The organism is Actinomycetospora lemnae (genome assembly GCF_028737315.1).
Classification (GTDB): Bacteria; Actinomycetota; Actinomycetes; order Mycobacteriales; family Pseudonocardiaceae; genus Actinomycetospora; species Actinomycetospora lemnae.
Window position 1 is genome coordinate 106,207 of the sequence record NZ_JAQZAO010000004.1, and the last position, 19,761, is coordinate 125,967.

General features: G+C 75.7%; 19 protein-coding genes. 13 read left to right on the top strand and 6 right to left on the bottom strand.

The window, feature by feature from the left end; all coding sequences use genetic code 11:
* The first annotated feature begins 148 nt into the window (after positions 1-148).
* From purD to PGB27_RS10010, 7 genes are all read left to right on the top strand, one after another.
* A complete protein-coding gene (purD, locus tag PGB27_RS09980) occupies positions 149-1,417 on the top strand; it encodes a phosphoribosylamine--glycine ligase (RefSeq protein ID WP_274200218.1) in 1,269 nt (422 codons plus the stop codon).
* 55 nt (positions 1,418-1,472) lie between these two features.
* Positions 1,473-1,769, top strand: coding sequence for a hypothetical protein (locus PGB27_RS09985; protein WP_274200219.1), 297 nt, complete (start codon positions 1,473-1,475; stop codon positions 1,767-1,769).
* Between the two features lie 4 nt (positions 1,770-1,773).
* A complete protein-coding gene (locus tag PGB27_RS09990) occupies positions 1,774-3,753 on the top strand; it encodes a transglycosylase SLT domain-containing protein (RefSeq protein WP_274200220.1) in 1,980 nt (659 codons plus the stop codon).
* Between the two features lie 56 nt (positions 3,754-3,809).
* A complete protein-coding gene (locus PGB27_RS09995; protein WP_274200221.1) occupies positions 3,810-4,115 on the top strand; it encodes a hypothetical protein in 306 nt (101 codons plus the stop codon).
* Between the two features lies 1 nt (position 4,116).
* Positions 4,117-5,202: a transglycosylase SLT domain-containing protein gene (locus PGB27_RS10000; protein WP_274200222.1), complete on the top strand. Its 1,086-nt coding sequence runs from the start codon at positions 4,117-4,119 to the stop codon at positions 5,200-5,202.
* Positions 5,203-5,272: 70 nt separating this feature from the next.
* Positions 5,273-6,415 carry an aminotransferase class I/II-fold pyridoxal phosphate-dependent enzyme gene (locus PGB27_RS10005; RefSeq protein WP_408630048.1) on the top strand — a complete coding sequence of 381 codons (1,143 nt, stop codon included), beginning with the start codon at positions 5,273-5,275 and terminating at the stop codon, positions 6,413-6,415.
* 33 nt (positions 6,416-6,448) lie between these two features.
* Complete coding sequence (locus tag PGB27_RS10010) at positions 6,449-7,237, top strand: potassium channel family protein (RefSeq protein WP_274200224.1); 789 nt, start codon at positions 6,449-6,451, stop codon at positions 7,235-7,237.
* An 84-nt stretch (positions 7,238-7,321) separates the two neighbouring features.
* Here the strand turns inward: PGB27_RS10010 and PGB27_RS10015 are convergent, their stop codons facing one another.
* The 4 genes from PGB27_RS10015 to PGB27_RS10030 are packed head-to-tail and all read right to left on the bottom strand — an operon-like array spanning position 7,322 to position 11,623.
* Positions 7,322-8,293: a threonine aldolase family protein gene (locus PGB27_RS10015; protein ID WP_408630049.1), complete on the bottom strand. Its 972-nt coding sequence runs from the start codon at positions 8,291-8,293 to the stop codon at positions 7,322-7,324.
* Between the two features lie 50 nt (positions 8,294-8,343).
* On the bottom strand, positions 8,344-8,781 hold the full coding sequence (locus PGB27_RS10020) for a response regulator (RefSeq protein WP_274200226.1): 438 nt from the start codon (positions 8,779-8,781) through the stop codon (positions 8,344-8,346).
* Positions 8,778-10,421, bottom strand: a complete 1,644-nt coding sequence (locus tag PGB27_RS10025; RefSeq protein WP_274200227.1) for a sensor histidine kinase — start codon at positions 10,419-10,421, stop codon at positions 8,778-8,780. The genes PGB27_RS10020 and PGB27_RS10025 overlap by 4 nt, the downstream gene beginning before the upstream one ends.
* Positions 10,418-11,623, bottom strand: coding sequence for a PP2C family protein-serine/threonine phosphatase (locus PGB27_RS10030; RefSeq protein ID WP_274200228.1), 1,206 nt, complete (start codon positions 11,621-11,623; stop codon positions 10,418-10,420). Before PGB27_RS10030 ends, PGB27_RS10025 begins: the two co-directional genes overlap by 4 nt.
* A 106-nt stretch (positions 11,624-11,729) precedes the next feature.
* Between PGB27_RS10030 and purB the strand changes: the two genes are divergently transcribed.
* From purB to PGB27_RS10045, 3 genes are all read left to right on the top strand, one after another.
* Positions 11,730-13,160, top strand: a complete 1,431-nt coding sequence (gene purB, locus PGB27_RS10035) for an adenylosuccinate lyase (protein WP_274200229.1) — start codon at positions 11,730-11,732, stop codon at positions 13,158-13,160.
* 61 nt (positions 13,161-13,221) lie between these two features.
* Positions 13,222-14,121, top strand: a complete 900-nt coding sequence (locus PGB27_RS10040; protein WP_274200230.1) for a phosphoribosylaminoimidazolesuccinocarboxamide synthase — start codon at positions 13,222-13,224, stop codon at positions 14,119-14,121.
* Positions 14,122-14,216: 95 nt separating this feature from the next.
* Positions 14,217-14,909, top strand: coding sequence for a DUF2334 domain-containing protein (locus tag PGB27_RS10045; protein ID WP_274200231.1), 693 nt, complete (start codon positions 14,217-14,219; stop codon positions 14,907-14,909).
* Between the two features lie 51 nt (positions 14,910-14,960).
* Here PGB27_RS10045 and PGB27_RS10050 read toward each other — a convergent pair whose 3' ends face one another.
* Positions 14,961-15,593 carry an MBL fold metallo-hydrolase gene (locus PGB27_RS10050; RefSeq protein ID WP_274200232.1) on the bottom strand — a complete coding sequence of 211 codons (633 nt, stop codon included), beginning with the start codon at positions 15,591-15,593 and terminating at the stop codon, positions 14,961-14,963.
* Positions 15,594-15,635: 42 nt separating this feature from the next.
* On the opposite strand from PGB27_RS10050, the gene purS reads away from it, so the two are divergent.
* Positions 15,636-15,872: a phosphoribosylformylglycinamidine synthase subunit PurS gene (purS, locus tag PGB27_RS10055; RefSeq protein WP_274200233.1), complete on the top strand. Its 237-nt coding sequence runs from the start codon at positions 15,636-15,638 to the stop codon at positions 15,870-15,872.
* The gene (purQ, locus tag PGB27_RS10060) at positions 15,869-16,543 is read left to right on the top strand and encodes a phosphoribosylformylglycinamidine synthase subunit PurQ (protein WP_274200234.1); all 675 of its coding nucleotides are present in this window, start codon (positions 15,869-15,871) and stop codon (positions 16,541-16,543) included. The genes purS and purQ overlap by 4 nt, the downstream gene beginning before the upstream one ends.
* Here the strand turns inward: purQ and PGB27_RS10065 are convergent.
* Entirely contained in the window at positions 16,527-17,045 is a 519-nt protein-coding gene (locus PGB27_RS10065) for a hypothetical protein (RefSeq protein ID WP_274200235.1), read from the bottom strand. The genes purQ and PGB27_RS10065 overlap by 17 nt on opposite strands.
* Before the next feature lie 360 nt (positions 17,046-17,405).
* On the opposite strand from PGB27_RS10065, the gene purL reads away from it, so the two are divergent.
* The gene (gene purL, locus PGB27_RS10070) at positions 17,406-19,721 is read left to right on the top strand and encodes a phosphoribosylformylglycinamidine synthase subunit PurL (RefSeq protein WP_274200605.1); all 2,316 of its coding nucleotides are present in this window, start codon (positions 17,406-17,408) and stop codon (positions 19,719-19,721) included.
* Positions 19,722-19,761 lie beyond the last annotated feature (40 nt).

Sequence of the window (19,761 nt, forward strand, 5' to 3'; positions counted from 1 at the left end):
CGGCCCGCCGGTCCCGCCGGTGAACAACTCGTGCGGGGTCGTGCGAGTGCGCGAGGCACGGCGTGTCTCAGCCTGGCGTCCACGCTGGCGCTGGACGCCAGGAAAGCCCCCAGCTCGACGTCGGCGGGCTCCCCGTAGCGTGTCGGACGTGCGCGTCCTGGTCATCGGGTCCGGAGCCCGCGAACACGCCCTGCTGCTCGCCCTCGCCGGCGACCCGCAGGTCACCGCCCTCGCCGCCGCCCCCGGCAACGCCGGCACGGCGGCGCTGGCCGAGCACCCGGGGCTCGCCGACGCCGCCGACCCCGAGCAGGTCGTCTCCCTCGCCCGCGAGTGGCGCGCCGACCTCGTCGTCGTCGGCCCCGAGGCGCCGCTCGTGGCCGGGGTGGGCGACGCCCTGCGCGAGGCCGGCATCGCCTGCTTCGGGCCGACCGCCGCCGCCGCGCGCATCGAGGGGTCGAAGGCGTTCGCCAAGGACGTCATGACCGCCGCCGGCGTGCCCACCGCGCGCAGCGAGACCGTCGACAACCCCGGCGACCTCGACGCGGCACTCGCGCGCTTCGACGCCCCCTGGGTGGTCAAGGACGACGGGCTCGCCGCCGGCAAGGGCGTGCTCGTCACCGACGACCTCGACGCCGCCCGTCGCCACGCCGCCGCCGTGCTCGAGGGCGGGCACCCGGTGCTGCTCGAGTCGTTCCTCGACGGCCCCGAGGCCTCGCTGTTCTGCGTCGTCGACGGCACGACGGTCGTCCCGCTCCTGCCCGCGCAGGACTTCAAGCGCCTCGGCGACGACGACGCCGGCCCGAACACCGGGGGGATGGGCGCCTACGCCCCGCTGCCGTGGGCGCCCGCGGATCTCGTCGACGAGGTGGTCGACCGCATCGTCACCCCGGTCGTCACCGAACTGGACGCCCGCGGCACCCCGTTCTCGGGCCTGCTCTACGCCGGGCTCGCGCTCACGTCGTCGGGCCCGCAGGTCATCGAGTTCAACTGCCGCTTCGGCGATCCCGAGACCCAGGTCGTCCTCGCCCTCCTCCGCAGCTCCGCCGCGTCGCTGCTCTCGGCCACCGCCCACAGACGCCTGGCCGAGGAGCCCGCGCCGGCCTGGTCGGACGGCGCCGCGGTCACCGTCGTCCTCGCCGCCGAGGGCTACCCCGGCACGGTCCGGACCGGCGACGTCCTGCGCGGCGCCGACGACCCGGGCGTCCTGCACGCCGGCACGCGCCGCCGCGACGACGGGGCCGTGGTGTCGAGCGGCGGGCGCGTGCTCTCGGTGGTCGGGACCGGTGCCGACCTCGACGCCGCCCGCGACGACGCCTACGCGCGCCTCGCCACCGTCCACCTGCCCGGTGGGCACCACCGCACGGACATCGCCCGCGAGGCCGCCGCCGGCCGCGTCGCGATGCCCGTGCGCACCTGACGCGGGATCCGCGAAACCGCACCACGGGCGCGCGGCGGCGACCTACCCTGCCGACGTGCCCGACCTCGTCCTCGGCCCCGCCGCCCTCGAGCAGGCGCGCGCCGGCATCGCGTCCGAGGCGCGCCGGGTGCCGGCCATGGTCGACCAGGTCGTCGTGCCGCGCACCGGCCTCGGCGACCTCGCGTCCGCCGCGGCGATGTTCGGCGCCCTCGACGAGGTCGCGCGGGCGCTCGACGCCGAGCTCGGCGCCGCGGGTTCTCGCCTCGACGGGCTCGACCGCGCCCTCGACGCCGCGCTCGCGATGATCCAGGCCGGCGACGCGCACGCCGCCACGTCCCTGTCCGCGGCGTGATCGCGTGGCGTTCGATCCCGTCGGCGAGCTCGCCGCGCAGCCCGGTGGCCAGGAGCTGAGTGCCCTCGTCGGCCGCGTGCACCAAGTCGATCCCGAGGTGCTGCACGCGGCGGCGCGCGGGCTCGGCGGGATGGCCGAGGGCGTCGACGGGTCGCTGCGTTCCCTCGATCGTCACGGCGCCGACGTCCGTCAGGCCTGGCAGGGTCGCGGCGCGGAGGCGCTGACGGGCTACCTCGACGACTTCGGCCGCGCCGGGACGCGCACGCTCGACGGCGCGGAGCGGATCCGGGCGCGCATCGACGGGGCTGGTCAGGAGCTCGCCGGGATGCGCCGCGAGGTCGACGCCCAGGTGTCGCGGGCCCTGGACGCCGCGCGCCGGGTCCGCACCGAGGCCCTGGCCGACCCCGCCCGCGCGCCGATGGCCGACCAGCTCGTGGCCCAGGCGCTTGCGGAGCCCACCGCGTCCGCCCGCGCCGCGGTCGGCCGCGCCGAGGTCGCCCTCGGCGGCGCCGCCGCGGCCCTGCGCGAGCTCGTCGGCGACCTGAGCTCCTTCTCCCGCCTGCCCACCCCCGACACCCGCCCGATCGCCCCACCGCGCGGGGCGGGACCGCTCGGGTGGACGGTGGCTCTGCCTGCCGGCGAGGCGGCGGCGACGGCCCCGGCGTTCGTCGACGGCGGCGAGGGCGTGCAGGGGATCGACCTGTCGGGTGGAGCGGCTGCCGGCTCGTCCGGCGACTTCACCGACACCTCGTCGCTCGACGGATCGTCGGCGGGCGACGCGTCCGGGGCTGCTGCTGACGACGCGGCGGGGGGCTCGTCGGCGGACGACTGCTCCGGGTCCGCCGACGCCGACGACGGCGGGTCCGGCGGCGCGAGCGGGTCGGCGGACTCGGGGGCGAGCTCGGGTGGCTCGGATGCTTCGGAGAACGAAGCGAGTGGGTCGGGGTCGAGCGGGAGCGGCTCGACGGAATCGAGCGGGAGCGGCTCGGGGGCGAGCTCGAGTGGCTCGGATGCTTCGCAGACCGAAGCGACTGCGTCGGGATCGGGCGGTGGCTCGGGGTCGGGCGGGAGCGGCTCGGGGTCGGCTGAGGGTGGCTCGGATGCTTCGGAGGCCGAAGCAAGGGGCTCCGGTAGCTCGACGTCGGAGGCGAGCGGCTCGGACGCCGGGAGCGGCTCGGACGCCGGGAGCGCCGAAGATGCCGGGTCGTCCGAGAGCGCCGAGGACGCAGGCGGGTCCGCCGACTCCGGCAGCGGCTCGTCCCAGGAGACGGGCTCGTCCGGAGCCAGCGAGGCATCCAGCGAGGGCGAAGGGTCCGGCGGCAGCGACGCGTCCGGCGACAGCGACGGGGCCGACGGCGGCGACACGTCCGGCGACAGCGGTGCCTCCGGTGACGATGACGAGTCCGGTGACGGCGAAGCAGCCGACGACCCCGAGCCGTCCAGCGGCGAGGCCTCGGACGACGAGGCCGGCGAGTCCGCGTCTGACGGTGGCTCGTCCGAGGACAGCGCCTCGTCCGACGACGACGGCGGGAGTGGCAGCGCCTCGAGCGCCTCGGCCAACACCGCCGACACCGCCGACACCAGCGCCGGCGGCACCACCGACGCCGCGCCCACGGGTGGGCCGAAGGGCGAGGTCGGCGACTGGATCCGCGAGGCGCTGGCGATCCTGCAGGCCGAGGGCGTGCCGCTCGACAAGATGGATCCCGACGACATCGCGACGATCATCGAGCACGAGTCGGGCGGCGACCCCGAGGCGATCAACGACTGGGACTCGAACGCCGAGAAGGGCACGCCGTCCCAGGGCCTGATGCAGACCATCGGCCCGACGTTCGACTCCTACAAGCTCGACGGGCACGGCGAGATCACGGACCCGGTCGACAACATCATCGCCGGCGTCCGGTACGCGATCGACCGGTACGGCTCGGTCTCCGAGGTGCCGGGCGTCGAGGCGATCGCCCGCGGCGACGCGTACGTCGGCTACTGACGCGGGTTCCCCGGAACGCCACCCACGGTGCGACGCCGCCGCCTACCGTCCCTGACATGCCCGACCTCGACGTCGACACCCGCGCGCTGGAGGAGGCGCGCACGGTCGTGGCGGGCGAGTCCGGTCGGATGCCGGGGCTCGCCGACGGGCTCGGGGCGACCCCGCTCCCGGACTTCGGTGGCCTCGCGGCGTCGGCCGCACTGCGCGACGCGGTGGCGGCCCTGACCCGGGCGCTCGCCGCGGACCTCGAGGCCGCCGGTGCCCGCCTCGGCGATGCGGACCGGGCGCTCGACGCGACGATGCAGCTGATGCCGGAGACCGACCAGGTCGCCGCCGACTCGCTCAGCCCGGCGGGGAGCTGACGTGCCCGCCGACCTCGAGGGCCGGCTCGCGGCCGAGCCCGCCGCCGCCGAGCTCGCGGCGATCGCGGCGACGCTCCGGGCGGCCGATCCGGGCGCGATCCGGACCGTGGCGGCGCAGGTGCTGGCGGTCGGGGACGGCGTCGACGGCTCGGTGTGCGCGGTCGACCGGGGGGCGACGGCGGTCGAGGGCCGCTGGGTGGGGGAGGGCGCGGCGGCGTTCGGCGGCTGGGTCGCGTCGTTCCGGAAGGCCGGGGCGAGCGAGCGCCAGGCGATCACGGCCGCGGGCACGACGCTCGAGCATGTCGGCACCGTGCTGGACGGGCTGCGCCGCGAGGTCGAGCAGCACGTGGCCCAGGCGCTCGCGCTGGCCGGCGCGGCGCGGAACCGGACGGTCGCCGGCGCCGGCCTCCCGCCCGCGCTGGCCGACGGCCTGGCCGCCGACGCGGTGCGCGGACCCACCGATGCTGCGCGGGCAGCCGTCGACCGTGCCGAGGCCGAGCTCGCCGATGCCGCGGCCCGCCTGCGCGAGGCGGCCGAGGGCCTGACGGCGTTCTCCGCGCTGTCCGCCCCCGACGCCGCCGTCATGGCCCCGCCGCGCGGGACGCCGCTGCCGTGGCAGCCGCGCGCCGACGTGGCCGCGACCAGCACCGGGCGCCTCGCCGGCCCCGGGGGCACCGCCGACACGAGCGGCGACGGCGCCAGCAGCGGGTCCACCGGCACGGCACCATCGGGCCAGGTCGGCGACTGGATCCGTCAGGCGATGGCGATCCTGCAGGAGGCCGGGGTCCCGCCCGAGAGGATGGACCCGACCGACATCGCGACGATCATCGAGCGCGAGTCGGGCGGCGACCCGAACGCGGTGAACGACTGGGACGCCAACGCCGACAAGGGCACGCCGTCGCAGGGCCTCATGCAGACGATCGGCCCGACCTTCGAGGCGTACAAGCTGCCCGGGCACGACGACATCCGGGATCCCGTCGACAACATCATCGCCGGGGTCCGCTACGCGATCGAGCGCTACGGATCGGTGTCCCGGGTGCCGGGCGTGCTGGCCGAGGCCCGGGGGGACGCGTACGTCGGCTACTAGCGGGCCCGGGAGCCCGACCTAGGGTGACGGGGTGACGACTCTGGCGCGCCTCGGCCCGGCGGTACGGGCCATGGTCCCCCCGTTCCACGTCATGGACGTCTGGGCGGCCGCGGGCGAGCGGGCGCGCACGCACGGCGACCTCGTCAACCTCTCCGCCGGCCAGCCCTCGACCCCGGCTCCCGCCGACGTCCGGGCGGCGGCAGCGCGCGCCCTCGACGAGCAGATCCTCGGCTACTCCGGCTCGCTCGGCACCGTCGAGCTCCGCGCCGCGATCGCCGCGCACCACCGCGCCCGCTACGGCGACGACGCGGTGGGCCGCGAGGACGTCGTCGTCACCACCGGCGGCTCGGGCGGGTTCCTGCTCGCGTTCCTCGCGGCGTTCGACGTCGGCGACACCGTCGTGCTCGCCCGGCCCGGCTACCCCTGCTACCGCAACATCCTCGCCGCGCTCGGCTGCGACGTCGTCGAGCTCCCGTGCGGTGAGGAGACCCGGTTCCAGCCGACGGTCGCGATGCTCGAGGAGCTCGACCGCCCGCCGAAGGGCGTCGTCGTGGCGAGCCCGGCCAACCCCACGGGCAGCGTCATCGAGCCCGACGAGCTGGCGGCGCTGGCCCGGTGGTGCGAGGAGCACGGCGTCCAGCTGATCAGCGACGAGATCTACCACGGCATCGAGTACGGGGATGCGCCCCCGACCGCCAGCGCCTGGAGCACCTCGCACGAGGCGCTCGTCGTCACCTCGTTCTCGAAGTACTGGTCGATGACGGGCTGGCGGCTGGGCTGGCTGCTCGTGCCCGAGCGGCTGCGGCGGGCGGTGGACGTCATCGCCGGCAACTTCACGGTCTGCCCGCCCGTGCCCGCGCAGTACGCGGCGCTCGGGGCGTTCACCGAGGCGTCGCTGGCCGAGGCCGACTCCCACGTCGAGCGCTACGCCCTCAACCGCCGGCTGCTGCTCGAGGGGCTCCCCGCCCTGGGCCTGACGCGGCTCGCCCCCGCCGACGGCGCGTTCTACGTCTACGCCGACGTCGCCCACCTCACCGACGACACCCTCGCGTTCGGCCGCCGCATGCTCGCCGAGACCGGTGTCGCGGTGGCCCCGGGCATCGACTTCGACCCGGTCGACGGCCACACGTGGATCCGTCTGTCGTTCGCCGGCGCGACGCAGGACGTGCGGGAGGGCCTCGACCGGCTCGGTCGCTGGCTGCCGACGCTCTAGACGATCGCGCGACGCGGACTACTCTCCGTGTCCATGGAACCCGTTGCCGAGCCGCGGCTGGAGGCCTGGGAGCGTCGCACCGACTACCCGCTGACCGTGCTCGCGGTGCTCTACCTCGGGGTCTACGCCGTCCAGGTGCTCGCGACGCGGCCGGGCCAGGCGTGGTGGTGGTGGCTCGACGCGGCGCTCTGGGCGGTGTGGGTGGTGTTCGTCGTCGACTACGGCGTCCGCGTCGGGCTCGCCCGGCGCAAGGGCCGGTTCATCATCCGCCACCCGCTGGACCTGCTCGTCGTCGCGGCGCCGTTCTTCCGGTTCCTGCGCCTGCTGCGGCTGGTCGCGGCGATCTCGGTCCTCGGGCGGGTGCTGCGCGACGACTTCCGGGGCCGGGTCGGCAGCTACCTCATCGTCTCGGTCTCCCTGCTCAGCTTCGTCGCGGCGCTCGGGGTGTTCGAGGCCGAGCGCGACGCGCCGGATGCGTCGATCCTGACCTTCGGCGACGCGCTGTGGTGGGTGCTGACGACGATCACGACGGTCGGCTACGGCGACCTCTCGCCCGTGACCACCGAGGGCCGACTCGTCGCGGCGGGCCTCATGCTCGCGGGGATCGCGGTGCTCGGCACCGTGACGGCCGCGATCGCGACCTGGTTCCTCGAGCAGGTCGGGGCGCGCGACGCGTCGGAGGCCGTCGCGGCGCCGCCCCGGGCCGATCCTGCGGACCTGCGCCACGCCGAGCTCCTCGCCGAGCTGCGCGACCTGCGCCGCCGGCTGGACGTGCTCGAGAACGCGCCCGGGGAGGCGGAGTCGACGCGCGCGCGGAGCTGACCCGTCCGAGCTGGGGGCTTTCCTGCCGTCAGACGTCAGCGTGGACGCCACGCTGGCACACCCCGTGCGCCGCGAGCAGCCGGGTCAGGCCGCGGGGGCGGGGAGGGTGGCGGCGCGGTCGAGGGTGGCGGTGATGTCGTCGTCGGTGACGTCGCGGTGGGTCACGAACCGTACGCCGGGGCCGAAGGGCACGGCGGCGACGTCGACGGACGCGAGCGAGGCCACGAGCGAGCCGGGGTCGGGGGTCGGCACGAGCACGATGTTCGTGTCCGGCGCGATCACCGGCCAGCCCAGCTCCTCCATGCCCTCGGCGAGGCGGGCGGCGCGGGCGTGGTCGGCGGCGAGGTCGCCGACCTGGTCGAGCGCCACCAGACCCGCGGCCCCGACGACGCCGCCCTGGCGGATGCCGCCGCCGAGCATCTTGCGCAGCCGCCATGCCCGGTCCACGAACGCCGCCGACCCGGCCACCAGCGAGCCCATCGGCGCGCCCAGGCCCTTGGACAGGCACACGGACACGGTGTCGACGCCCTCGGCGAGCGCCGCGGGCTCCACGCCGAGAGCGGCAGCCGCGTGCCAGATCCGCGCCCCGTCGAGGTGCACGGCGAGCCCGGCCTCGCGCGCCGCCGCGATCAGCGCGCGGTGCTCCTCGACCGGCGTGACCGCCCCGCCGGCCCCGTTGTGCGTGTTCTCCAGGCACAGCAGCGAGGTGCGCAGCCCGAAGTAGGGCCCGGCGCGCCCGGCGGCCGCGGTCACCGCCGCCGGCGTCGGCCGTCCGGGACCCGCGTCGTGCGCGAGCGGGCCCGGCATGCCGCCCGCGAGCCAGGCCGCCGTACCGAGCTCGGCCTCGAGCACGTGCGCGCCCGCCGGCGCGAGGAACCTGTCACCGCGTGTCAGGTGGTCCATCAGCGCGATCGCGTTGGCCATGCACCCGGTCGGGGTCCACAGCGCCGCCTCGACGCCCAGCAGCGCGGCGACGCGCTCCTGCAGTTCACCGAGGGTCGGGTCGCCGTCGAGCACGTCGTCGCCGACCTCGGCCGACGCCATCGCCTCGCGCATCGGTGCCGACGGCCGGGTGACGGTGTCGGACCGGAGGTCGATCGCAGCGCTCACCGCGGGAGCTTCACCACCGACACGAAGAAGTCGTCGATCTGGCGGATGACCTCGATGAACCGCTCGAAGTCCACCGGCTTGGCGACGTAGGCGTTCGCGTGGAGGTTGTAGCTGCGCAGGATGTCCTCCTCGGCCTGCGAGGTGGTCAGCACGACGACCGGGATGCTGCGCAGCGTCTCGTCGTTCTTGACCTCCTCCAGCACCTGGCGCCCGTCCTTCCGGGGCAGGTTGAGGTCGAGCAGGATCAGCCCGGGCCGCGGCGCGTCGCTGTACTCGCCCTCGCGGCGCAGGAACGACAGCGCCTCGACGCCGTCGGCGACGACGTGCAGCTGGTTGCGCAGCTTGTGGTGCTCGAACGCCTCCTGCGTCATGAGGACGTCGCCGGGGTCGTCCTCGACGAGCAGCACGTCGATCTCGTGGATCGGGTCGGTCACGGGGTCGCCTCCACAGGGCTCGCGGTCTCCGGGGACAGGACGGGCAGGGCGACGACGAACGTCGTCCCCGGTCCGTCGGTGGGTTCGAGCCACATCGAGCCGTCGTGGCGCTCGACGATCTTGCGGCACATCGCCAGCCCGATCCCGGTCCCGGGGTAGGCGTCCTTGGCGTGCAGTCGCTGGAAGATGACGAAGATCCGGTCGGCGTACTCGGCGTCGATCCCGATGCCGTTGTCGCGGAAGCGCAGCAGCCACCGTCCGTCGTCCTCCGGGTCGCGCTGCGCGTCGATCCGGACCCGCGGGGGCTCCTCGCCGCGGAACTTCAACGAGTTGCCCAGCAGGTTCTGGAACACGGTCGTGAGCAGGGCCGGCTCGCCGAGGACCTGGGGAAGCTCGCCGCGCTCGACGGTCCCGCCGGACTCCTCGAGCGCCCGCCCCACGTTCTCGGTCGCGGCGTCGACGAGCTCGCCGAGGTCCACCGGGCGCATCGGCTCGCCCTGCCGGCCGACGCGGGAGAACGCGAGCAGGTCGTTGATCAGCACCTGCATGCGCTTGGCGCCGTCGGTGGCGAACTCGATGTACTGGTCGGCGCGCTCGTCGAGCTGCCCGGCGTAGCGGCGCTGCAGCAGCTGGCAGAAGCTCGCCACCTTGCGCAGCGGCTCCTGCAGGTCGTGCGAGGCGACGTAGGCGAACTGCTCGAGGTCGGAGTTGGAGCGCGCCAGGTCGAGGCTGCGGGCGTCGAGCTCCTGGCGGGCCCGCTCGGTGTCGGAGAGCTCGCGGACGATGAGCCGGCGCATCGCCTCGACGTCCTCGCCGAGCTGGGTGATCTCCCGGGGCCCGGCGGGCGCGACCTCGTGCTCGAGCTCGCCGTCGGCCACCTGGCGGACCTCCGCCGCGAGCCGGTGCGTCGGCGCCACGACGACCCGGCGCAGCCAGAGCAGCAGGGCGGCGATGCCGAGCGCGAGCCCGAGCAGCGTGACGAGCCCGACCACGGCGAGCATGGTCGCGGCGCCGTCGAGGTTGTCGCGGGCGTCGTCGCGCAGGGTCTGCAGGTGCTCGCGCTGGACGTCGAGCGCGGCGCGCACCTCGTCGAACGCGGCGCGGCCCAGCTCCACCGACGGGGGCGCGCCGCCCTGGGTGATCGCGGCGACGGCGGGCTCGGCGTACACCGCCCGCCAGCGGGTCAGGGCGTCCTGCACGGCGCCGAGGTCGGCGAGGACGACCGGGTCCCCGCCCGCCACCGCGCGCAGGTCGGCGAGGGCCTGCGCCTCGTCGGCGCGCCCGCGCTCGTAGGGCGCGAGGAAGTCCGGCGTGCGGGCGAGGGCGTAGCCCCGCACCCCGGTCTCCTGGTCGACCGTGGCCGCGTCGAGGCGCTGGGCGGCCAGCAGCGCCGGGTCGAGCCGGTCGATCAGCGCGCTCCGCCGCTCGTCCAGCGCGGACAGCGAGACGGCCCCGATGACGGCGGCCACGAGCAGCAGGACCGCGACCACAGCCCCGGTGACCGCGAGGATCCGCCGCAGCGACCACCGCGCCAGGCCGGTGCGCCGCCGCGGGTGCGGGGAGACGAGGGGGGCGGGCCCCGGGGTCGGCGGTCCGGGCGCCGCGGTCCCGGTGTCGGCGTCCGTCGCGGTCGCGCTCACGTGTCCGACACCAGCAGCACGGCCGCGACGTCGTCGGGCCGGGCCGTCGACAGCGACCGCACGCGCTCCATCACGGCGTCCAGCATCGTCGCCGGGTCGTCGCGCCACGGCACCGGGCCCGCCGTGACCTCCCGCAGCAGCGCCTGCAGGCCGTCGGTCCACAGCACGTCGCCCGACGGCTGGCGGCCCTCGATGAGCCCGTCGGTGTAGAGCAGCAGCGACCACTTGGGCGGCAGCTCGACCTCCAGCGGCCGCCACGTCGTCCCGTTGCCGATGCCCAGCGGCAGGCCCAGGCTCTCGGTGGACAGCAGGCGGGTGTCCTCGCCCTCGCCGACCAGCGCCGGCGGCGGGTGGCCGGCCAGGCGCAGCGTCAGGCGCTGACGGGTCGGGTCGACGGTCGCCGCGGCCAGCGTCGTGAACAGCGTCGGGTGGTTGCGCTCGCTGATGAGCAGCTCGTGCATCGTCGGCAGCACCCGGTCGGGGTCGATGCCCGAGAGCACCAGCGTGCGCCACGCGATGCGCAGACTCACCCCGAGCGCGGCCTCGTCGGGCCCGTGCCCGCAGACGTCGCCGATCACCGCGTGCAGCTGCCCGTCCCGGTCCTCCACGACGTCGTAGAAGTCGCCGCCCAGCAGCGTCTGCTCGGTGCCCGGCTCGTAGCGGGCGAGGATGCGCACCGCGGGGTCGTCGAGCAGCGGCGAGGGGAGCAGGCCGCGCTCGAGGCGGGAGTTCTCGTCGGCGCGCAGCTGGGCGTCGCGCAGGGCCCGCCGGACGCGGTCGCTGCGGCGGCGCTCGACGGCGTAGCGCACGGCGCGGGCGAGCGTCGGGCCGTCGACGGCGTCCTTGACCAGGTAGTCCTGCGCGCCGACGCCCACCGCGTCGGCGCCGAGCTGCTCGTCGCGCCGACCCGTGAGGACGAGCACGGCGGGCCCGTCGGTGGCGAGCACGCGGCGCAGCCCCTCGAAGCCGTGGGCGTCGGGGAGCGCCAGGTCGAGCAGCACGCAGTCCGGCCCGGACGCCCCGTCGCCGCCGTCGGCGCCCGCGAGCACGGCCTCGGCGTCGGCGAGCGACGCGGCGCGCTCGAGATCGACCGCGAGGTCGGCGTCGGCGAAGTGCTCGGTGACGAGGAGGGCGTCGGCGTCGTCGTCCTCCACGAGCAGCACCCGCAGCGGCGCGGACGCGTCCGGCTCGACCGGCTCCATGCGTCCTCCCTCCCTGCTCACGGGCCCCCCGACCGTAGTCGCTCGGCGTTCTCCGACCGGGTGCGGGCGCCCCTCCTGCGCCGACCGTGCCCGTAGGCTCGGCCGAGTGAGTGCCCCGACGGTCCCGAACGTGCTGGCCGCCCGGTACGCGTCCCCCGAGCTGACCGCGCTCTGGTCGCCCGAGCGCAAGATCGTGCTCGAGCGCGAGCTGTGGATCGCGGTGCTGACCGCGCAACGCGAGCTGGGGGTCGAGGTACCCGACGGCGTGCTGGAGGATTACCGCGCCGTCGTCGACCGGGTCGACCTGGCGTCGATCGCGGCACGCGAGCGGGTGACCCGCCACGACGTCAAGGCGCGCATCGAGGAGTTCGACGCGCTCGCGGGCCACCAGCACGCCCACAAGGGCATGACCAGCCGCGACCTCACCGAGAACGTCGAGCAGCTCCAGATCCGTGACTCGCTGCGCCTCGTGGCGGACAAGACGGTCGCAGTGCTCGCCCGCCTGGCCCGGCGCGCCTCCGAGCACGCCGAGCTCGTCATGGCCGGGCGCAGCCACAACGTCGCCGCCCAGGCCACGACGCTGGGCAAGAGGTTCGCGAGCGCGGCCGACGAGACGCTCGTCGCGTACCGGCGGCTCACCGAGCTGGTCGAGCGCTACCCGCTGCGCGGCATCAAGGGCCCGGTCGGCACCGCGCAGGACATGCTGGGGCTCCTCGGCGGCTCCGCCGAGAAGCTGGCCGAGCTCGAGCGCCGCGTCGCCGAGCACCTGGGTTTCACCGAGGTGCTCACCAGCGTCGGGCAGGTCTACCCCCGCTCGCTGGACCACGACGTGCTCTCCGCGCTGGTCCAGCTCGCCGCGGGCCCGAGCAGCCTCGCCACGACCATCCGCCTCATGGCGGGCCAGGAGCTGGTCACCGAGGGCTTCCGGCCGGGCCAGGTCGGCTCCAGCGCGATGCCGCACAAGATGAACACCCGCTCGTGCGAGCGCGTCAACGGCCTCGCGGTGGTGCTGCGCGGCAACGCGGCGATGGTCGCCGAGCTCGCCGGCGGGCAGTGGAACGAGGGCGACGTGTCCGACTCGGTCGTGCGCCGCGTCGCGCTGCCCGACGCGTTCTTCGCCGTCGACGGGCTGCTCGAGACGATCCTCACCGTCCTCGACGAGTTCGGCGCCTACCCGGCGGTGATCGCCCGCGAGCTCGACCGCTACCTGCCCTTCCTCGCCACCACCGCCGTGCTCATGGCCGCGGTGCGCGCCGGGGTGGGTCGCGAGACCGGGCACGAGATCGTCTCCGAGCACGCCCGCGCCGTCGCCCTGGACATGCGCGAGAAGGGCACCGAGGGCAACGACCTGCTCGCCCGCCTCGGTGGCGACGCCCGCCTCGGGCTCACGGCGGCCGACCTCGACGCCGCCGTGGGCGACCCGCGCGCCTTCGTCGGGGCCGCCGGGGCGCAGGTCGCCGAGATCACCCGGCAGGTGGACGCGATCGTGGCGCAGCGACCCGACGCGGCGGCGTACACGCCCGCCCCCATCCTCTAGGAGGGTGGAGCTCCCCATCGGCGTGCTCCCCTGATCGGCGTCTCCCGTAACCTGCGCGCCCGTGGTCTCGCTGAGCAGCTATCGCCACCTCGCCTCCGGCAAGGTCCGGGACCTCTACGAGGTCGACGACGAGACCCTGCTGCTCGTCGCGTCCGACCGGATCTCGGCCTACGACCACGTCCTCGCGACGCCGATCCCCGACAAGGGCCGCGTGCTCACGGCGATGAGCGTGTTCTGGTTCGAGCTCCTCGGGGGGCCCGACGTCGCGACGCCGCCGATCGCCCACCACCTGATCGCCGCACGGGACGAGCGCATCCCCGACGAGGTGCGCGGGCGGGCGCTGCTCGTGCGCCGGCTGGAGATGATCCCGGTGGAGTGCGTCGCGCGGGGCTACCTCGCCGGCTCCGGCACCGCCGACTACCGCCGCGACGGCGCGATCTGCGGCGTCCCGCTGCCCGACGGGCTGACCGAGGCCAGCGTGCTCCCGACGCCGATCTTCACGCCCGCGACGAAGGCCGCCCGGGGCGAGCACGACGAGAACGTCAGCTTCGAGACCGTCGCCGCGACCGTCGGGCGCGACCTCGCCGGCGCGCTGCGCGACCAGACCCTCGCGGTCTACGCCCGCGGCGCCGCGTACGCCGCCTCGCGGGGCCTCATCCTCGCCGACACCAAGCTCGAGTTCGGCCTGTCCCCGGACGGCACGCTGGTGCTGGGCGACGAGGTGCTCACGCCCGACTCGTCGCGGTTCTGGCCCGCCGAGGGCTACGAGCCGGGCGCGGTCCAGCCGAGCTTCGACAAGCAGTACGTCCGCGAGTGGCTCACCTCGCCCGCCTCCGGGTGGGACCGGCACTCGGGCGAGGCGCCGCCGCCGCTCCCGGACGACGTGGTCGAGGCCACGCGGGCCCGCTACATCGAGGCCTACACGCGCCTGACCGGCCGGGAGTGGCCGCCCGCGATGTGACCGTGGGAGCGGCGCGTGCGGCCGTCGTCCGGCCGAGCCGCGGTGTTCACCCGACGGACGCCCGCCCGGCACCTCCACCTGGCCTCATGGGTCCCGTGACTCGCGCCGCCCGCCTGCTCGTCTCGGTCACCGGTCTCGAGCCCGGCGCGCCCCTCGCGGCCGCCGTGGCGCTCGCCGATGCCCTCGACGCCCGCCGCGTGCCCGTGACCTGGCTCGCCGGCCCGCGCCCGCACCCCGAGGTCGTGGCCTGGGCGACCGCGCGCCGCCGCCTCGGCGAGGCCGTGCTGCTGCACGGCACGCGCCCGGAGTCCGCAGGCGGCACGCGTCGTCCCTACCGTCGCCTGCCCGCCCACGAGGCCGGCCTGCGCCTGACGGCCGCGCTGCGCAGCCGCGACGCCCTCGGCCTCCCGGTCGACGGGTTCGCCGCGCCGGGCTGGGCCGCCTCGCCGGGCACCCGGACCGCGCTCACCACGGCCGGCATCGGCCTGCTCCTCGACGACGGCGGCGTGCACCGGCTCGGCCTCGGCGGCGCGCTCGTCACGTCGTGGGAGGGCCCCGTCGTCGGCCCCGAGCCGCGGCGCGCCCGTCCGTCGCGCCGCCGCGTGGAGCCGGACCTGGTCCACCTCGCCCTGCCCGCGGGCCTGCAGGCCGCCACCGCCGGCGAGCTCGTCGACCGGGCGCTCGCCGAGGGCGCCACCCCGCTCGGCGCCGCCGAGCTCGTGCCCCGCCGTGCCCCGCGCCGTCGCGGCGCCGCCGGCGACCCGGAGCACTGGTCGATCACCGCGTAGGTGCGCTCCGCGCTCGTGAGCACTTCGGAGTGCTCCAGCACTCCTTTCTGCTCACGTGGCGAACGCCACCCCGCGGGGCGCGATCCGCACGTCGGTGCCCTGGGGGGCGAGGTTCGCGAAGAGGTTGTAGTGCAGATCGGGGTTGGCCAGCACGGCCTCGTGGATCGGCACCGCGAGCGGCGGGGCGACCGCGCGCAGGTAGTCGACGGCCTCGGACGCCTTGAGCCACGGCGCCGCGGTCGGCAGGAGCAGCACGTCCGGGGTGCGCTCGGGCACGGTGAAGGCGTCGCCGGGGTGCAGCACGCTGCCGTCGATCCAGTACCCGTTGTTGGCGATCCCCGGGATGTCGGGGTGGATCACCGCGTGGTCGCCGCCGATCACCTCGATCTCCGCGCCACCGACGGTGAACGTCTCGCCGGGCTCGCGGACCGTGTGGGCGATGTCCCGCTCGCGCAGCTGCTCCGCGGTGCCGGGGTCGACGACGAGCTCCGCGTCCGGGTTCTGCCCGAGGAGCGCCGGCAGCTTGTCGAGGTCGAGGTGATCGACGTGCTGGTGCGTCACGAGGATCGCGGTCAGGCCCTCGAGGGTCTCGTAGCCCGACGAGAAGGCGCCGGGGTCGATGAGGATGCGCGCCGAGCCGGTGTCGGCGACCACGCACGCATGGCCGAGGTGCACGAGTTCCACGCCACCCGAGTTCCCCTCCCGCGCCCCGGTAACCTGGACGGCGTGGCTCGCGTGATCGTCGACGTGCTCCCCAAGGCCGAGATCCTCGACCCGCAGGGGCAGGCGGTGGCCCGCGCGATGGGCCGCCTCGGGGTCAGCGGGGTGGCCGACGTGCGTCAGGGCAAGCACTTCGAGCTCGAGGTCGACGACTCCGTCGACGACGCCGAGCTCGAGCGCATCGCCGGGTCGCTGCTGGCCAACCCGGTGATCGAGGAGTGGGTCGTGCGGAGGGTGCCGTGAGCAGGATCGGGGTCATCACGTTCCCCGGGACGCTGGACGACGTCGACGCGGCGCGCGCCGTGCGCTATGCCGGCGCCGAGCCGGTGGCGCTCTGGCACGACGACGCCGACCTGCAGGGCGTCGACGCGGTGGTCGTGCCGGGCGGGTTCTCCTACGGCGACTACCTGCGCGCCGGCGCGATCGCCGCCCGCTCGCCGGTGATGGGACCGGTCGTCGAGGCCGGCCGGGCGGGCATGCCCGTGCTCGGCATCTGCAACGGCTTCCAGATCCTCTGCGAGGCGGGGCTGCTGCCCGGCGCGCTGGTGCGCAACCACGGTCTGCGCTTCGTGTGCCGCGAGGTGGGCCTGCGGGTCGAGGCCGACACCGCGTGGACCTCGAGCTTCACCGTGGGCCAGGAGATCCGGGTGCCGCTGAAGTCGGGCGAGGGCCGCTACGTCGCCGACGCCGCGACCCTCGACGCGCTCGAGGCCGAGGGTCGCGTGGTCTTCCGCTACACCGAGCCCGCGCCCAACGGCGCACTGCGCGACATCGCCGGCATCAGCTCCGCCGACGGTCGCGTCGTCGGGCTCATGCCGCATCCGGAGCACGCCATCGACGCGCTCACCGGCCCGGGCACCGACGGCCTGGGCCTCTTCACCTCCGTGCTGCGCCGCCTCACGGCAGCAGCGTGACCCGCAGCTCCCAGAGATCGGCGTAGACGAGCAGCATCCGCCCGCCGAGGTGCAGCACGAGCCCGCGCATCTCGTCGGGCCGGTCGACGTGGGTGAGCAGGCGTGACACGTCCTCGACGGCCTCGCCGACGACCTCGTCGAACGGCGCGTCCGCCGAGACGTCGCGCCCGCCGGGCTCGCTGGGCTGGGCCGCCGGGAGCAGGGGCACGACCGTGTCGCCGCGGGCACCGGGCGCCAGCGCGAGCACGACGACACCACCGGAGCCGTCGTCGACCAGGAACTCGAGCATCCCGGCGGCCGCGTCGACGTGTGGCAGGACGCTCTGCGGGACGCGGCCGGCGAGCTCGAGGGCGTGGCGGCGGACCCCGAGCAGCTCCCGGTCGAGCACCAGCGGGAGCTGCGCGAGGACGTCGCCGGCCCCCGGCGTGGACGCCGCGGCGTCCTCGCCGGACCCTGGGCCGGACGCCGTGCCGGTCGCCGAGGAGACGGAGGCGGTGGTCATGGCTCCATGATGTATCGAGGGTCCGACACTCCCGGGTATTGCCCGACACGCCAGCATCGTGTCGCGGCGAAATGACCGTACGGAACCATGAACGGCCATCCGATCGAGCGAACGGCCCATGCCGCTCCCGCGAGTGGTGGTGCACACGGTGGGCGTGTGGCGTATGTCGGTCGGTGGAGTCGGTGACGTGCCCCTGAGCGGGTTTGTCGACCGCACGTCGTGGGTAGCGGCGCGCTCACCGCGCGCGACCGGTCGTGAGCGGCCCGGCGAGACCCGGCCCACGGCCCCGACGGCGACCCGCGCGGGGCGCCTACCCTCGTCGGGGTGACCGTCCCCCAGGGTCCGGCCCCCGTCGCCCCCGTGCAAGCCAGTCCCCCTGCACCGTCCTCGGCCCCGCCCGTCGACACCGTCGAGCGCGCCGCGAGCACCCCCGACGAGGCCCAGCCCCACGCGGCGCTCGGCCTGCGCGACGAGGAGTACGCGCGCATCCGGGACATCCTCGGTCGCCGTCCCACCGAGGCCGAGCTGGCCATGTACTCGGTGATGTGGTCGGAGCACTGCTCCTACAAGTCGTCGAAGGTCCACCTGCGCCGCTTCGGCGAGACCACCACCGAGGCCATGCGCGCGCGGCTGCTCGCGGGCATCGGGGAGAACGCCGGCGTGGTCGACGTCGGGGACGGGTGGGCGGTCACCTTCAAGATCGAGTCGCACAACCACCCGTCGTACGTCGAGCCCCACCAGGGGGCGGCCACCGGCGTCGGCGGGATCGTCCGCGACATCATGGCGATGGGCGCGCGGCCGGTGGCGGTCATGGACGGGCTGCGGGTGGGCCCGCTCGACGCGCCGGACACCGCACGGGTGCTGCCCGGCGTCGTCTCCGGGGTCGGCTTCTACGGCAACTGCCTGGGGCTGCCGAACATCGGCGGCGAGGTCGTCTTCGACCCCACCTACGCCGGCAACCCGCTGGTCAACGCCCTGTGCGTCGGCGTGCTGCGCCACGAGGACCTGCACCTCGCCTTCGCGTCGGGCACCGGCAACAAGATCGTGCTGTTCGGCGCCCGCACGGGGCTCGACGGCATCGGCGGCGTGTCGGTGCTCGCCTCCGAGACGTTCGACGCCGCGGACCCCACCCAGGCCCCGAGCCGCAAGAAGCTGCCGAGCGTGCAGGTCGGCGACCCGTTCGCCGAGAAGGTGCTCATCGAGTGCTGCCTCGAGCTCTTCGGCGGCGGGCTGGTCGTCGGCATCCAGGACCTCGGCGGTGCCGGGCTGTCCTGCGCGACGTCCGAGCTCGCGAGCGCCGGCGACGGCGGCATGCACATCGACCTCGACGCCGTCCCCCTGCGCGCCGCGGACATGACCGCCGCCGAGATCCTCTCCAGCGAGTCGCAGGAGCGGATGTGCGCGGTGGTCACCCCGGAGAACGTCGACGCGTTCATGGCGGTCTGCCGGCGCTGGGACGTCACGGCGACCGTGATCGGCGAGGTCACCGACGGCGACCGCCTGCGCATCACCCACCAGGGCGCGACCGTCGTCGACGTGCCGCCGCGCACCGTCGCCCACGACGGCCCGGTCTACGAGCGGCCCTACGCGCGGCCCGCCTGGCAGGACACGCTGCAGGCCGACAGCGTCGCCGGTCGCCCGCGACCGTCGACGCCCGGCGAGATCGCCGAGCAGGTCCGCGCCCTCGTCGCCTCGCCCGCGCTGGCCTCCCGCGCCTGGGTGACCGAGCAGTACGACCGTTACGTGCGCGGCAACACCACGTCCGCGACCCCGGCGGACGCGGGTGTGGTGCGCGTCGACGAGGAGAGCGGGCGGGGCGTCGCGGTCGCCATCGACGCGAACGGCCGCTTCTGCCAGCTCGACCCGCGGGCCGGCGCGCAGCTCGCCCTCGCCGAGTCGGTGCGCAACGTCGCCTCCTCGGGCGCGGTGCCGGTGGCGGTGACCGACTGCCTCAACTTCGGCTCGCCCGAGGACCCGGCGGTGATGTGGCAGTTCGCCGAGGCGGTCGCGGGCCTGGCCGACGGCTGCGCGGCGCTCGGGCTGCCTGTGACCGGCGGCAACGTCAGCTTCTACAACCAGACCGGCAGCACGGCGATCCTGCCGACGCCGGTGGTCGGGGTGCTCGGCATCCTCGACGACGTCACGCGCGCGGTGCCGCACGGGCTCGGCCCCGAGGGCCACGCGGTGTGGCTGCTCGGCGAGACCCGCGACGAGCTCGACGGCTCGGCGTGGGCGGGCGTCGTCCACGACCACCTGGGCGGGCGGCCCCCGCAGGTCGACCTCGCGGCGGAGGCCCGGCTCGCCGGGCTCGTGGCCGGCGCCGCGTCCGAGGGCCTGCTCTCGGGCGCGCACGACCTCTCCGACGGCGGCCTGGCGCAGGCGCTGGTCGAGGCCGCGCTGGGCACCGGGCGGGGGGCGCGCGTCGCGCTGCCGTCCGGGCCGCAGGGCCTGGACGCCGCGACCGTGCTGTTCTCCGAGTCCGGCGCGCGGATGCTCGTCACCGTGGCCCCGGGCGACGAGGCCGAGCTCGCCCGCCGCTGCGCCGACGCCGGCCAGCCGGCGGCCCGGCTCGGCGAGGTCGGCGGGGACGCGGTGGCGATCGAGGGCGTCGACGACCTCCCGCTCGCCGAGCTCCGGTCGCTCTGGGAGGCGACGCTGCCGGCGGCGCTGGACTGAGCACCGCCCCCCGTGGCAGCGAACGGCGCGTTCGCTGCTT